A 13,128-nucleotide genomic window follows, 5' to 3' on the forward strand; every position below is an offset into this window, starting at 1 on the left:
CCTTGCGCGGCGCGCTATTTCGCCGCCCATTTGTTGAAGCGCTCGGTCAGGCGATCGATGTTCTCGAGCCAGAAACCAACGTTGATCTCGACCGCGTTCTTGATGTTGTCGGGCGCTGTCGGCAGGTCCTTCAGGACGGCGGGCGCGAGCCTTCCGGCCGCGTCCTTGTTCGAGGTGCCGTAGGCAATGTTCTCCGACAGTTTGGACTGGTTCTCCGCCTTGCCGACGAAGTCCAGGAATTTGTAAGCCGCATCCTTGTTCGGGCTGCCCTTCAGGATGACCCAGCTGTCGAGCGTGAAGAGCGCGCCGTCCCACACCATGCCAAAGTTCTTCTTCTCGTTCTTGTTCGCGGTGTCGATGCGGCCATTGTAGACCGAGGTCATCGCCACCTCGCCGGCGGCGAGCAATTGCGGCGGCTGGGCGCCGGCCTTCCACCAGACGATGTCGCCCTTGATGGTGTCGAGCTTCTTGAAAGCGCGCTCGACGCCCTCATCGGTCGCCAGCACCTTGTAGACGTCCTTCGGCGCGACGCCGTCCGCCATGAGCGCGATCTCCAGCGTGGTCTTCGGGCCCTGACGCAGGGCGCGCTTGCCAGGAATCTTCTTGGTATCGAAGAAGTCGGCCCAGCCGAGCGGGGCCTCCTTCAGCTTGTCCTTGTCGTAGCCGAGAACGAAATCGTAGAGGATGGAGCCGACGCCGCAGGGATTGACCGCCGGCGGGATATAGGCGGCCTCGCCACCGATTTTCGAATAGTCCATCTTCTCGAACAGGCCTTCCTCGCAGCCGACCGCGAGCTCATCGCTCTCGACCTGGACGACGTCCCAGGTGGCGGCGCCGCCCTGCACCTTGGCGCGCAACACGCCGACGCCGCCGTCCCAGGACTCGTCGTTCATGGCAATTCCGGCCGCCTTCTTGAACGGCTCGAAGTAAACCTTCTTCTGGGCATCCTGATAGGCGCCGCCCCACGACACGATGGTGAGGTCACGCGCCTGCGCGACGCTCGCCAGCGCAGCGCTGGCACCGAGCGCCGCGGCGAAACCCAGAGCAATCTTGCCAGTCTTGCGCTTCAGCATGGTCTTGGTTCCTTCTTCATGTCAGTTGCGTTGAGGTTGATTGTCTCAGGCCGGTTTGCGTTGGCAATGCTGCAGGGTTGGATCAGACCGGATCGAGGGCCAGGCAGTCCTCGGGGCGAAAGGTGACGAACACGCTTTCACCATGTCGCAGGCTGTCATGCGCGCCCGGCTGAAGCTTGACCATGAACTCCCCGTTGCCGGCGACATCGAGCACGGCCAGCGCATGGTCGCCGAGATAGATCGCGTTCTGCACTTTAGCCGGCAGCCGGTTCGGTCCGTCGCTGGAGCTGCCGTCCGGGACAATGACGATCCGCTCCGGCCGCACTGACAGCGAGGTCGATGCGCCCGCGCCTGCTATGTTGACCGCCCGTGCCGTCACAGTGCCGCCACCAGCCAGCACGACGCGGCAAAAGTCCTTGTCGACGGCCTCGACGGTGCCGGCCAGCACGTTGTTCTCGCCGATGAAGTGAGCGACGAAGCTGTTCACCGGATGCTCATACAGCGCGTCGGGCCTGTCGATCTGCTGCACGACGCCGTCGTTGAACACGGCGATGCGGTCCGACATGGTGAGCGCTTCACTCTGATCATGGGTGACGTAGACGACGGTGATGCCCATCCTCTCGTGCAGTTGCTTGATCTCCAGCTGCATCTGCTCCCGCAGGCGCTTGTCCAGCGCGCCCAGGGGCTCGTCCATCAGCACGAGCTGCGGATTGAAGACCAGCGCGCGGGCCAGCGCCACGCGCTGCTGCTGACCGCCGGAGAGTTGTCCGGGCCGCCGGTGTGCCAGGGCTTCCATCTTGATCATGCGCAGGGCCGACTTGACGCGCTCCTGCGCTTCCGCCCTGCTCATCTTGCGAACGGATAGCGGGAAGGCGATATTCTCCGCGATCGTCAGGTGCGGAAACAGGGCATAGTTCTGGAACACCATGCCGATGTCGCGCTTGTGGGGCGGCATGTTCTTGATCGGCCGGTCCGCGAGATAGATCTCGCCATGGGTCGGAACCTCGAAGCCAGCCAGCATCATCAGCGTGGTCGTCTTGCCCGAGCCCGACGGGCCAAGCAGGGTGACGAACTCGCCCTTCCTGATGTCGAGATCGAGGTTCTTCACCACGAGATGCTCGCCATCATAGGACTTCTGAATGCCGGAAAAGCGCACCAATGCCGGCGCGGGCGTGACCATGCCGGCTTCCATGTTATCCTCGGCTTGCCGCTACAATGCTGTCAGCACCTCGTTCGAGGGTGCGAGGAACAGCTTAGCACCCTCCGATCAGAATGCCAGCGGCGCAAGCGATGAAGACGCGGGCGGACCCGCGCTACATCTACGGCAGCTTCGTCACCGACACATTCAGCGTGCCGCCGGCTTCCGCGACCACGCGCAGCGTCTTGGAATCGAAGGCGATGTCGGCGAGGGTCAGGCTGTCGATCTTGGCCTCGACCTTGAGGCCGTCCTCCGTCTTCTGGTAGTCGGCGATCGCGGCGGCGATCTTCTCGCGCGCGTTGGCGGCGATCGGCTTCAGGTCGAGCGTCGCCTTCTGCACCAGCGCCTGCTGCATCTGCGGCACCACCGCGCGCGCCGCCGCGCCCAACAGGCCGAAGGCGGCTTCCGATTCCACCGCGAGCTGGATGTCGGTGAGCCGCAGGGTCTGTTGCGCCTGGTCGAGCACCGGCCGGCCCCAGATATGCACGGTGGCCTCGGCGCCGAGACCGAGCCAGCTCTTCTTTTCCTTGGCGCGCACCAGGAGCGAGATCAGCAGGCGCTCGCCGGACGGGATCACGTTGACGCTCTTGACGGTGACGTCGACCGGACCGGAGCCGTCCTCGGGATAGGTGCGACCGACCATCTGCGCCGTGATCAGCTTGTTGATCTCGGTGAAGGGCACGTCGATGGGAACGCCGATGTTCACGCCGGTGCCGGTCGGCGGCACGATCGAGATCTTGTCGGGGAACGGACAGTCCGGCTTGGTCGGCGTCGAGGTGACGCGCGTCTCCGCTTCCAGGCCCATCAGCAGCGTCACGGCCTGCGCATCGACGCGCGGCTGCGCGGCGATGGCGCGGATCGGCTTCATCTCCAGCCAGAGCGGCGGAAGCCCGGCCGAAGAGCCCGAGCCCTGCAGCGGGATCGAGCGGCACGCCTTGGCCCATTGCAGCTTCGCGTTCTCGCGCAGGCTCGGATCGTTGCGGATGCGTTCGGAGACGGCATTGATCTGCTCGCCGACATTCTTGTCGATCAGCGGCTTCACCTGCGCGGGTACGTTGACCTTGGCACCGGCTACGTTGAGGTTGGTATCGCCGAGATTGACCTGGGCACCGAGATTAGGCTCGAGATGCCAGTTGGCCGCGAGCTTCGGGCGCGAGGTGACGACCACGTTGCCCTTGATCTCTGCGCTGGCGTTCAAATTCTTGATGTTGACTGCGCCGATCCGTTTCGCGGCGTCACCCCCCAGCACGCTGCCGAGCGCGTCGCCGAGCGCACCTGTGGCTTTCGAGGACAGCGAGCCCGTCACGTTCAGCTTGCCGCTGAGCGGCGTCGAGATCGTCAGCACATCCTTGTCGCCGTTAGCTGCCATCGGCCCGCGCACGGCGGTCCAGCCGATATCGGCATTCTCCAGGATCTGCGAGATCGGGTTGTCGGCCTTCCCTGCGAAATTGCGCGGCGCGGCCTTCTCGGCCTGCTCGCGGATCGCCGATATCGCGATGGCGACCGGCGCGATCACGATCGAGCTCTTGGCAACCGGCGGCAGCGGCGGCAATTGTGCGACCGGCGGCGCCGAATTCGTCGCGCGCGGCGACAGGAAGTCCATCGCCTTCAAGCTGATGAAGAACGACGCCGCGAGCACCGCGACGCCGATCAGGATGGTCTTCAAGTTCCACGTTAGCCGCATCAGTCCCCCAGGCCGCCCGGCGGGGATTTTACAGGGCAGGCGAGGAGGGCGCTAGAGCGCACCGATGGTGGAATTGGGGCGAATGGGTTAACGGCAGCGACCGCATCGCCGCCGTGCATTCAGACCATCGTCGCGGCCCTAACCGCGCCGGGGACGGCGGACCGCCCTCACATTGCCGTTGGCACCGCCACCGCAGAAGAAGCGGTCGCCACCATCGGACTCCAGTCCCGATACGCCCGTCCCGGCGGGCAGGTCGAGCTGCTCGAGCACCTTGCCCGTTTGAGGGTCGATCCGCCTGATGTCGCTCTCTTCGTTCTCCCAAGTGCCATGCCAGAGCTCGCCGTCGACCCAGGTCACCCCGGTCACGAAGCGCTTGCTCTCGATGGTGCGGAGAACCTTACCCGTTTCCGGATCGACCTGGTGGATCTTGCGCTCGCGATATTGCCCGACCCACAGCGAGCCCTCGGCCCAGGCAAGGCCGGAATCGCCACCGCCGCCCGGCGCCGGAATGGTGGTGAGCACCTTGCCCGAGGCTGCGTCGATTTTCTGGATGCGATCCTCGGCGATCTGGAACAGGTGCCGGCCATCGAACGCGGTGCCCGCATGCGCGGCGACATCGATGGAGCGCGCGACCTTGCCGCTATCAGGATCGACCGCATTGAGCTTGTCGCCGGATGCGAACCAGACATGGCTGCCGTCATAGGTGACGCCATGCACGGCTTCGACGCCTGCAAAAGGCCCATACTCCCTGACGATCTCGGCGGCTGAACGTTTCATGTGCTTGATCCCTGTGATGTCATCCATCCTACGTCTTCAGCAGCGGTCCGGGGAGTAACAAGGTTGTCGGGAAACCCGGGATCGGCGGCGTCATCCAGCGCCGCGCCCGCCCATGTCCGAAGGACTGCACCTTGTTCGTCCGCGCCAGCTCGTCGAGGGATCGCTGCACCGTGCGCGCACTCGTTCCCAGCGCCAGCGCGAGCGCCGAGCTCGACCAGGGCTCGCCATCGGAGAGCAGGGCGAGGATGGTGGCGTGCTTTTCCTCGACGGGCCGTGCCAGCACGAGAACCTGTCGCGTCTTGCGCGGTGTCAGCGCAAAACCCTGCTTCGTCGCCGTCACATCGGCGATTGGCCTGAGCTTCGCGCGGAGCCGCCCGATCTCGACCCGCAACCGCGCGCGATGCGATTCATCGAGATACCTGGCCTGAAACGCTCCCGTGATCAGCGCCTCGCGCGAGACATCCGCAGGCCAGGCCTGCGCCAGGATGCGCGCGAGCGCGAACAGCACGGGCCGCGTGCCGAGCGGCACGATGGTGCCTTGCCTGCGAATAGAATGATGGAACGTGTCCACGACAAGCGCCGCCGATGTGGCGAGATCCTCGATCTGTTCGAGCAGCAGCGGCCGCTCCTCGCCGCGCGTGATCAGCCGCGCTGCCGGGATATCGAGCACGAGGCTCGTGCTTTCGACCTCGGCCGTGAGCGCAGCGATGCCGGCCAGCCGGGCTGCGCGAGCCGCGCGGCCGAGTGCCGCGCGCGCGTCTTTCGTCCTGAGTTGCCTGATCGCGATGCCGGCGATGACGAGCTCGCGGACGACTTGCGATGCGGGCGGGAGCGGGAGGGGGCCGAGATCGGCCAAGGTACGCCCGGCCTCGTCCGGGCGCCCGAGGAGAAGAAGACGACGTGCCTCGATGTGGCCCGCGTGCGTTGCATTGGCAAGATCGCCATGCCTTTCGAGGGTCGCACGCGCCGCGGCGAGTGTTTTTTCCGGCCAGTTCAGGTCGCGCGACACGAGCGCGATCTCGGCTTCGGCGACCACGCATCTGGCGCGCGCTACCGCCTCGCGCGGACCGAAAGCGCGCGCGGCGCTGCGCAGCAGCGACTTGGCCTTGGCGAGATCGCCGAGCTGTGCCATCGCGATGCCGCGCAGCGCCAGCGACGGCGCATCGTTGCGCAGCGCAACACGGTTCAGCGCGCCGAGCGGGTCGCCCGCTGCGAGCGCGCGCGCTGCGGCCGTGATCAGCGACTCCATGCCAATCCCGCCACACTTGTTACTCCCACCGCGCAACCGCTTGGTGCCAGAAATCGTTGACGGCCGACACCATGCGGCGAGGGGCGAACGGTTCCGCGCCTGCAAGACGCGGAATGGCCGCCCGGACAGGAAGTTTGGAGAACCATGATGACGTCAGCAGACAAAGCAGGGACGAACGGACAGACCGCCATGCAGACACCGCCGGTGGTGTCGCCGCAGGACTGGGAGGCAGCCCGTCAGCAACTGCTCGTGAAGGAAAAGGCGCATACCCGTGCCCGCGACGCCCTGGCGGCCGAGCGCCGGCGCATGCCCTGGATGGAAGTGACCAAAACCTATGCGTTCGAGGGGCCCGACGGCAAGCTCAGTCTGCCTGACCTGTTCCAGGGCCGGCGGCAGCTGATCGTCTACCGCGCCTTCTTCGAGCCCGGTGTGTTCGGCTGGCCCGATCACGCCTGCCGGGGCTGCTCCATGGTGGCCGACCAGGTAGCCCATGTCGCGCATTTGAACGCCCGCGACACCACGCTCGTGTTCGCATCGCGCGCGCCGCAGGCCGACATTGCGCGGCTGAAGCAACGGATGGACTGGACCATGCCGTGGGTCACCGTCACCGACAGTTTCGATGCCGATTTCGGCGTCGACGAATGGCACGGCACGAACGTGTTCTACCGCGACGGGACGCGCATCTTCCGCACCTATTTCGTCAAGAGCCGCGGCGACGAGCAGATGGGCGGCACCTGGAACTACCTCGACATCACGCCGCTCGGCCGGCAGGAGGTCTGGGAGGATTCGCCGACGGGCTATCCGCAGACGCCGACCTACAAATGGTGGAACTGGCATGACAGCTACACGGAAGGCGCGGCGCCCGACAAGAAGTGGGTCGAGATCTCCGACGCCGGCGAGAAGGCTTTTCGCGAGGAGGCTGCGGGAGAACGGAAATGACCGCTCCGGTCAGCGCGACTTCTGACGCCAGCGGCAATGGCGTCGTGGCCGCGCGCCACCTCGCCAGATGGCTCGGGCTGGCCGCCATGCCGACCTTCGCGATCATGGCCGTGCTGACGGCCATGATCGGCGGCCCGGCGGACATGCTCTGCGCCGCCGGGCATGGATCCGTGCTCGGCGGGATGGTGCCGATGTATCTCTTGATGAGCGCGTTTCATTCGGCGGCGTGGCTGAGGTGGATCGCGGAGCGGCGGCGCGCGGTCGGTCGGTGAATGCAGTAAAGCAGAATGGCGCGGCGCGCCGGCGCGCTACTTTCCACCGGCTGACTGTAAGTAAGCCACCACCTTGCCCGCTTCCTCCGCCGAGACGCCGCCATAGGGCTGCATCTTGTTGCCGGACACGACCTCGTCCGGCTTGACCATGAAGCGGGTGAGCTTGTCCTGGTCCCAGACGAAGCCGGCGTCTTTCATCGACGGCGAGTAGTTGTAGTTCGGCAGCGAGCCGGCCTTGCGTCCGACGATCTTGTTGAGGTTGGGACCGAGGCGGTTGTCGCCTTCCTTCACGGAGTGGCAGGTGCGGCAGGAATTGTTGAAGGCCTGATGGCCCGAGTCGTCACCGGCGGGTATCGAGGAAGGCGCGGACAGGAGCAACGTCAGTGCTCCGGCGCCGGCGACCGCGTGCAGCCACTGATATGGCGAGGGTTGCAGGCGTGGTTGCATTTGCGCCTCCATCGGGGCCGCGCCGCACAAGCGCGTGGGGATGTCGAGGGCAAACGAATACGGCCCCGGTGGGTTCCGGGGCCGTTCGCGTCAGAATGTCCTGTCGCGTTAGCGCGTGGCAGATCCGAGATCCGCACGGCGCTCCGTCATCGGCAGCACGATCACCTTGGTGCCGACGTTGACGCGGGAATAGAGGTCGGACACGTCGTCATTGGTCAGGCGGATGCAGCCGGAGGACACGCGCTTGCCGATGGTGTCGGGCGCATTGGTGCCGTGGATGCGGTAAATGGTGCCGCCGAGATACATGGCGCGGGCACCGAGGGGATTGCCGGGGCCGCCGGCCATGTGACGCGGCAGATAGGGCTGGCGGGCGATCATCTCCGGCGGAGGAGTCCAGGCCGGCCACTCGGCCTTCCGGGTCACGGACTGGACGCCGGACCAGGTGAAGCCGTCGCGGCCGACGCCGATGCCGTAGCGCAACGCCTGGCCATTGCCGAGCACGTAATAGAGGTAGGTGTTGGGCGTATCGATGATGATGGTGCCCGGGGCCTCGCGCGTCGCGTAGGCGACAGTCTGGCGGCGGAAGCGCGCCGGCGTCTCGACCGCGTCCTGATCCTCGGACGGTTCGGTCTGATAGGTCGGCGCCTGGTAGGGCTGGTAGGGCTGGAACGGCTGCGGCGCGGCGAGCGGCGGCAGCGGCTGGAAGAAGGGAAAGAGCTGCACGGGCGCGGCCTTCGCCGTTCCTGCGAAAGCAATTGCGGAAACTGCGACTGCGCCAAAAGCAACGGCGCGCGAAAACGTCTTGAAGGTATCCAGATTGAACATTTGATCGCCCCTGTTTGCTCGGTGTCGTTGATCACCGCGGCACCATTTCGGTGCTCCGTTGCGTCAATCACTAAGGGCGAAACGTTTCGGGACATTTGCGCGGAAAACCGAAAACGGTTTCGTCGCGGCAAGGATTGTTTCATGACAGTTTCGTGGCCGTGCCGGCTCGTTAACGAACAAAACGGCCCGCCGACACTTCTATGACGTCACACGCCTGAAATATCCTTCGTTGATGGTCGATGCCTGAGAATCATCAAACTCTCGGGATTTTCCCATGCGGGTATTAATCGCGACTGACGCCTGGCATCCGCAGGTCAATGGTGTGGTGCGGACGCTGACCTCGCTGGCGAATGCGGCCAAGGCCCTCGATGTCGAGATCGACTTCCTGACGCCGGATGGCTTTCCGTCCTGGCCGCTGCCGACCTATCCGGGCCTGCGCTTCGCGCTGCCGAGCAGCAAAGAGATCGCGCGGCGGATCGAGAAGGCCGCGCCGGAAGCCCTGCACATCGCAACCGAAGGGCCGATCGGCTGGGCCACACGCGCCTATTGCCGGCGCAACCGGCTTGCCTTCACCACCTCCTACACCACCCGCTTTCCGGAATATGTGTCGGTGCGGACCGGCATCCCGGCGGCGGTCGGCTATGCCGTGCTGCGCCACTTCCACGATGCCGCCGCCATGACCATGGTGGCAACGCCTTCGCTGCGGCAGGAGCTGTCCGAGCGCGGCTTTAAGCGGCTCGGCTTCTGGACCCGCGGCGTCAACACCGAGCTGTTCCATCCCGACGCCCCAGTCAGGCTCGATCTGCCGGGTCCGATCTTCATGACCATGGGCCGCGTTGCGGTGGAGAAGAATCTCGAAGCATTCCTCTCGCTCGATTTGCCCGGCACCAAGGTCGTCGTCGGTGACGGCCCGCAGAAGGCGGCGCTCGAAAGGAAATATCCCGGCGTCGTCTTCCTCGGCGAGAAGAAGGGCGCGGACCTCACCGCGCATCTCGCGGCGGCCGACGTGTTCGTGTTTCCGAGCCTGACCGATACGTTCGGCGTGGTGCAGCTCGAGGCGCTGGCCTGCGGCACGCCGGTTGCGGCGTTTCCGGTCACGGGTCCGAAGGACGTCATCGCCGATCATCCGATCGGCGCGATCGACCATGATCTGCGCACCGCGTGCCTGCGCGCGCTCATCATGTCGCGCGAGACCTGCCGCAACTTCGCGCTGGAGCGCTCTTGGGAGAACAGCGCGCGCCAGTTCGTCGGCAACCTGACCTCACTTCAGCCCAGCCGTGCCTTGCGCGCCTCGCCTCGCATGGCGCGGCGGCCGGTGCGCGGTTGACCTTTACGTTTTGAACCACAGCGAGAACCTCACCGATGGCTAAGATCATGAACCTTGACGGCACTCAGCAGCTCGACCTCACCCGTGGCGCGGTCGAGCAGGCCTATGACCGCTGGGCGCCGGTCTACGACCTCGTGTTTGGCGGCGTGTTCGCCAAGGGCCGGCAGGCCGCGATCGCGGCCACCAACAAGATCGGCGGCCGCGTGCTCGAGGTCGGCGTCGGCACCGGCATCTCGCTGCCGCTCTATGCCCCGAACCTCCGTATCTTCGGCACCGACATTTCGGAAGCTATGCTGGACAAGGCGCGCCAGCGCGTTGCGGAGGGCGGGCTGAAGAACGTCGAGGGCCTCGCGGTGATGGACGCCGAGAAGCTCGAATTCTCCGACAATTCCTTCGACGTCGTGATGGCGCAATATGTCGTCACCGCGGTGCCGAACCCCGAAAAGGCGCTCGACGAATTCGCCCGCGTGCTGCGCCCGGGCGGCGAGCTGATCATCCTCACCCGCGTCAGCGCGGATGCCGGCGTGCGCCGCTTCATCGAGCAGAAGCTGCAGCCGGTGGTGCGTCCGCTCGGCTTCCGCACCGCCGAGTTCGCCTGGTCGCGTTATGCCAAGTGGCTGGCCGGTGCCCATGGCATCGAGCTCGCCGAGCGCCGCCTGATCCCGCCGCTCGGTCATTTCTCGCTGGTGCGCTTCCGCAAGGTCGACGTCGCCAAAGCGGCGTGACCTGAAGCTCACGCGTCGCGTGCGTCATCGCGCCGCTGCACATCGTCACATGACAAAATGATGATGTCACACGGCCTACATCGAATCCCTTTAAATACCGTACCCGAAAGCATTTTGGGGGAGAGCATGATCAAGAATTATCTCGAGCAGCTGCGGATCCAGCGCTGGGACGACCATCGCTACTATCACCACAGCCGCATTAATCAGAGCCTGCACTTCGTCAGCGCGCTGAGCTTCCTCTTCGCCTATGTCTGGCTGTTCATCGATCCTGTCGTCTCCGCGCTGGTCGGCTGGCTGGTCTCGATGACCTCGCGCCAGGCCGGGCACTTCTTCTTCGAGCCGCATGACTACGACCACATCAACCAAGCGACGCACGAGCACAAGGAAGAGATCAAGGTCGGCTACAACCTTCAGCGCAAGGTGGTGTTGATGTCGATCTGGGCGGCATCGCCGCTGGTGCTGTTCGCCGATCCGACGCTGTTCGGCCTGTTCACCCCCTGGGCGACCGCGACCGACTTCATGCGGCAGGTTGCCAAGATCTGGCTTGTGGTCGGCGGCGGCGGTCTTCTGTTCCGCACCGTGCACCTGTTCTTCATCCGCGACGTCGAGACCGGCCTCGTCTGGATGACCAAGATCCTGACCGACCCGTTCCACGACCTGATGCTCTATCGCAGCGCTCCGCTCGCCCTGATGCGCGGCGAACTGATGGATCCCGGCCTGCACCTCAATCCGGAGCATACGCTGGGCCTCATCGGCGAGCCCACGCTCGAAGAGCAGCACGCCTGATCCGGCCGTCGCCCAGTCTGCGAATGTCCATGATTTACGTCATGCCCGGGCTTGTCCCGGGCATCCACGTCTTGGAGCCATCGTGTGGTGACGCGTGGATGGTCGGGACAAGCCCGGCCATGACGGAGTTGGAGGAATCGGCCTCAGCGCCCGAAACGCTTGGCCAGCATCTCTTTCAAAATCTGCCGCTTGATGTTCTTGTTGGTGAGCACGCCGTCGTGCCACCAGAAGCCGTCGGCCTTCATCTTCTCGGCGGCGCGGACGAAACGTTCGGCGACCTCGGTGAAATCGGCGTCGGTGTAGTTGAGGCTGAAGATCAGCCGGCCGGTGCCGACCCAGCTCAGCGCGAGACCCTCTGCGCGCAGGTAATATTGCAGCATCCAGTTGTAGCGGGACGGGGTGGTGTATTTCACCGTCCAGATCGACGAGAAATTGGCGAACCGCACCGGCAGCTCGGCGTCGGTCATCATCTGGTTGAGCTTTTGGACGCGGCCATTCCAGGTCTCCTCAAGACCCTCATAGACCGCGCGAAAATTCGGGCTGGCGAGCCGGCTCAAGAACTCGTCCATCGCCGTCATGACGTAGGGGTGCGAGTTGAAGGTGCCGCGGGCGAAGCAGATATCGGCGGGACGATCGTCGCGGAAGCGGCGCATCAATTCGCGTCTGCCGCAGACCACGCCGACCGGCAGGCCGCCGGCGAGGCTCTTGCCGTAGGTCACCATGTCGGCCTTGACGCCGAAATATTCCTGGGCGCCGCCGGCGGCGAGACGGAAACCGACGAAGACCTCGTCGAAGATCAGCACGATGCCGCGCTCGGTGCAGACTTCGCGCAGCCTCTTGAGCCACTCGGTGTACGCCGCGCGATCAAAGTTGCCGCCGCGGGAGGAATCGACCAGCGAGGAATCGCCGGGCGCGTTGCCGTTCGGATGCAGACCCTGGAGCGGGTTGACCAGCACGCAGGCGATGTCCTTGCGCGTACGCAGCACGTGCAGCGTCTTCTCGGACATCTCGGCGAGGGTGTAGGTTTCGTGCGCGGCGATGGGGTTGCCGACGCCGGGCTGCACGTCGCCCCACCAGCCGTGATAGGCGCCGGCGAAACGAACCAGATGCGTACGTTTGGTGTGGTAGCGCGCCAGCCGCACGGCCTGCATCACGGCTTCGGTGCCGGACATGTGGAACGAGACTTCATCGAGGCCCGAGATCTGGCAGAGCCGGCTCACGTTCTCGAGGATGACCGGATGGTAGGGGCCGAGCACCGGGCCGAGCGCGTGTGCGCGCTTCTCCGAGCCCTCGATGCACTCCTTGTAGAAATCGTTGCCGAAGATGTTGACGCCGTAGGATCCCGTGAGATCGTACGAGGTATTGCCGTCGACATCCGTGACGGTGACGCCGCTCGAGGATTCCATGAAGGTCGAGGTGCCCAGATGCTCGCGCACGAGACGCGAGAACTGGAATGGCACGCGGTAGCTCTCGGTGAAGTGCAGGTCGGAGATCGTCTCCGCCGCTTCCTTCGTCATCGCGCGGCCCTTGGGGTAGCGATCGGCGTAGAGGGCTGCAAGGCGGAAGAAGGCTTCCTTGCGCTGCTTCACCACGTTGTCGGGCGCGCCGTCGCAACCGAAATACTGGTCACCGCTGAACTCGTAGAACGGGAGCAGCTTTGCCACCCGGCGCGACATCTTGGAGTGCCCGGCGAGCGAGCGATGCTTGGCGCGGGAGAGTTCGATCCGCGCTTTCAGCTTCGGGAGGACGGCGGCAGCGGACGCTGCGGCGGCCACGGACATCGAGAGAATCGGGAGTGTCGTTTCCATGACAACAAGCGCTAACTC

Annotated in this window: 13 protein-coding genes; 5 read left to right on the plus strand and 8 right to left on the minus strand. The window is 65.1% G+C overall.

The window, feature by feature from the left end; all coding sequences use genetic code 11:
• Window positions 1-14: 14 nt before the first annotated feature.
• The 5 genes from IVA81_RS25655 to IVA81_RS25675 form a co-directional block, all read right to left on the minus strand.
• The gene (locus IVA81_RS25655) at window positions 15-1,073 is read right to left on the minus strand and encodes an ABC transporter substrate-binding protein (RefSeq protein WP_247323065.1); all 1,059 of its coding nucleotides are present in this window, start codon (window positions 1,071-1,073) and stop codon (window positions 15-17) included.
• A gap of 82 nt (window positions 1,074-1,155) precedes the next feature.
• On the minus strand, window positions 1,156-2,265 hold the full coding sequence (locus tag IVA81_RS25660) for an ABC transporter ATP-binding protein (RefSeq protein WP_247323066.1): 1,110 nt from the start codon (window positions 2,263-2,265) through the stop codon (window positions 1,156-1,158).
• Between the two features lie 127 nt (window positions 2,266-2,392).
• Window positions 2,393-3,955 carry a DUF4403 family protein gene (locus IVA81_RS25665; protein WP_247323067.1) on the minus strand — a complete coding sequence of 521 codons (1,563 nt, stop codon included), beginning with the start codon at window positions 3,953-3,955 and terminating at the stop codon, window positions 2,393-2,395.
• Between the two features lie 138 nt (window positions 3,956-4,093).
• Window positions 4,094-4,732, minus strand: coding sequence for a PQQ-binding-like beta-propeller repeat protein (locus tag IVA81_RS25670; protein WP_247323076.1), 639 nt, complete (start codon window positions 4,730-4,732; stop codon window positions 4,094-4,096).
• Between the two features lie 28 nt (window positions 4,733-4,760).
• Complete coding sequence (locus IVA81_RS25675; protein ID WP_247323217.1) at window positions 4,761-5,981, minus strand: helix-turn-helix domain-containing protein; 1,221 nt, start codon at window positions 5,979-5,981, stop codon at window positions 4,761-4,763.
• 144 nt (window positions 5,982-6,125) lie between these two features.
• On the opposite strand from IVA81_RS25675, the gene IVA81_RS25680 reads away from it, so the two are divergent.
• Entirely contained in the window at window positions 6,126-6,920 is a 795-nt protein-coding gene (locus tag IVA81_RS25680) for a DUF899 domain-containing protein (RefSeq protein ID WP_247323077.1), read from the plus strand.
• Window positions 6,917-7,192, plus strand: a complete 276-nt coding sequence (locus IVA81_RS25685; protein ID WP_247323078.1) for a hypothetical protein — start codon at window positions 6,917-6,919, stop codon at window positions 7,190-7,192. Before IVA81_RS25680 ends, IVA81_RS25685 begins: the two co-directional genes overlap by 4 nt.
• Window positions 7,193-7,228: 36 nt before the next feature.
• Here IVA81_RS25685 and IVA81_RS25690 read toward each other — a convergent pair whose 3' ends face one another.
• Window positions 7,229-7,639: a c-type cytochrome gene (locus tag IVA81_RS25690; protein ID WP_247323079.1), complete on the minus strand. Its 411-nt coding sequence runs from the start codon at window positions 7,637-7,639 to the stop codon at window positions 7,229-7,231.
• 108 nt (window positions 7,640-7,747) lie between these two features.
• Window positions 7,748-8,464 carry a L,D-transpeptidase gene (locus tag IVA81_RS25695; protein WP_247323080.1) on the minus strand — a complete coding sequence of 239 codons (717 nt, stop codon included), beginning with the start codon at window positions 8,462-8,464 and terminating at the stop codon, window positions 7,748-7,750.
• 274 nt (window positions 8,465-8,738) lie between these two features.
• On the opposite strand from IVA81_RS25695, the gene IVA81_RS25700 reads away from it, so the two are divergent.
• From IVA81_RS25700 to IVA81_RS25710, 3 genes are all read left to right on the plus strand, one after another.
• On the plus strand, window positions 8,739-9,791 hold the full coding sequence (locus IVA81_RS25700) for a glycosyltransferase family 1 protein (RefSeq protein WP_247323081.1): 1,053 nt from the start codon (window positions 8,739-8,741) through the stop codon (window positions 9,789-9,791).
• Window positions 9,792-9,826: 35 nt separating this feature from the next.
• Window positions 9,827-10,516, plus strand: a complete 690-nt coding sequence (locus IVA81_RS25705; protein ID WP_247323082.1) for a methyltransferase domain-containing protein — start codon at window positions 9,827-9,829, stop codon at window positions 10,514-10,516.
• A 126-nt stretch (window positions 10,517-10,642) separates the two neighbouring features.
• Window positions 10,643-11,302: a hypothetical protein gene (locus IVA81_RS25710; RefSeq protein WP_247323083.1), complete on the plus strand. Its 660-nt coding sequence runs from the start codon at window positions 10,643-10,645 to the stop codon at window positions 11,300-11,302.
• Between the two features lie 143 nt (window positions 11,303-11,445).
• On the opposite strand, the gene IVA81_RS25715 is transcribed toward IVA81_RS25710, so the two are convergent.
• Window positions 11,446-13,110: an aminotransferase class III-fold pyridoxal phosphate-dependent enzyme gene (locus IVA81_RS25715; RefSeq protein WP_247323084.1), complete on the minus strand. Its 1,665-nt coding sequence runs from the start codon at window positions 13,108-13,110 to the stop codon at window positions 11,446-11,448.
• Window positions 13,111-13,128: the final 18 nt, after the last annotated feature.

Source organism: Bradyrhizobium sp. 141 (assembly GCF_023074055.1).
Taxonomy (GTDB): domain Bacteria; phylum Pseudomonadota; class Alphaproteobacteria; order Rhizobiales; family Xanthobacteraceae; genus Bradyrhizobium.

Excerpts from the sequence above, each read along its gene's own strand:
- IVA81_RS25705 (WP_247323082.1), top strand. The coding sequence starts at position 9,827 with ATGGCTAAGATCATGAACCTTGACGGCACTCAGCAGCTCGACCTCACC.
- IVA81_RS25695 (WP_247323080.1), bottom strand. The coding sequence starts at position 8,464 with ATGTTCAATCTGGATACCTTCAAGACGTTTTCGCGCGCCGTTGCTTTT.
- IVA81_RS25660 (WP_247323066.1), bottom strand. The coding sequence starts at position 2,265 with ATGGAAGCCGGCATGGTCACGCCCGCGCCGGCATTGGTGCGCTTTTCC.
- IVA81_RS25700 (WP_247323081.1), top strand. The coding sequence starts at position 8,739 with ATGCGGGTATTAATCGCGACTGACGCCTGGCATCCGCAGGTCAATGGT.
- IVA81_RS25710 (WP_247323083.1), top strand. The coding sequence starts at position 10,643 with ATGATCAAGAATTATCTCGAGCAGCTGCGGATCCAGCGCTGGGACGAC.
- IVA81_RS25690 (WP_247323079.1), bottom strand. The coding sequence starts at position 7,639 with ATGCAACCACGCCTGCAACCCTCGCCATATCAGTGGCTGCACGCGGTC.
- IVA81_RS25680 (WP_247323077.1), top strand. The coding sequence starts at position 6,126 with ATGATGACGTCAGCAGACAAAGCAGGGACGAACGGACAGACCGCCATG.
- IVA81_RS25675 (WP_247323217.1), bottom strand. The coding sequence starts at position 5,981 with ATGGAGTCGCTGATCACGGCCGCAGCGCGCGCGCTCGCAGCGGGCGAC.
- IVA81_RS25655 (WP_247323065.1), bottom strand. The coding sequence starts at position 1,073 with ATGCTGAAGCGCAAGACTGGCAAGATTGCTCTGGGTTTCGCCGCGGCG.
- IVA81_RS25715 (WP_247323084.1), bottom strand. The coding sequence starts at position 13,110 with ATGGAAACGACACTCCCGATTCTCTCGATGTCCGTGGCCGCCGCAGCG.
- IVA81_RS25665 (WP_247323067.1), bottom strand. The coding sequence starts at position 3,955 with ATGCGGCTAACGTGGAACTTGAAGACCATCCTGATCGGCGTCGCGGTG.
- IVA81_RS25685 (WP_247323078.1), top strand. The coding sequence starts at position 6,917 with ATGACCGCTCCGGTCAGCGCGACTTCTGACGCCAGCGGCAATGGCGTC.
- IVA81_RS25670 (WP_247323076.1), bottom strand. The coding sequence starts at position 4,732 with ATGAAACGTTCAGCCGCCGAGATCGTCAGGGAGTATGGGCCTTTTGCA.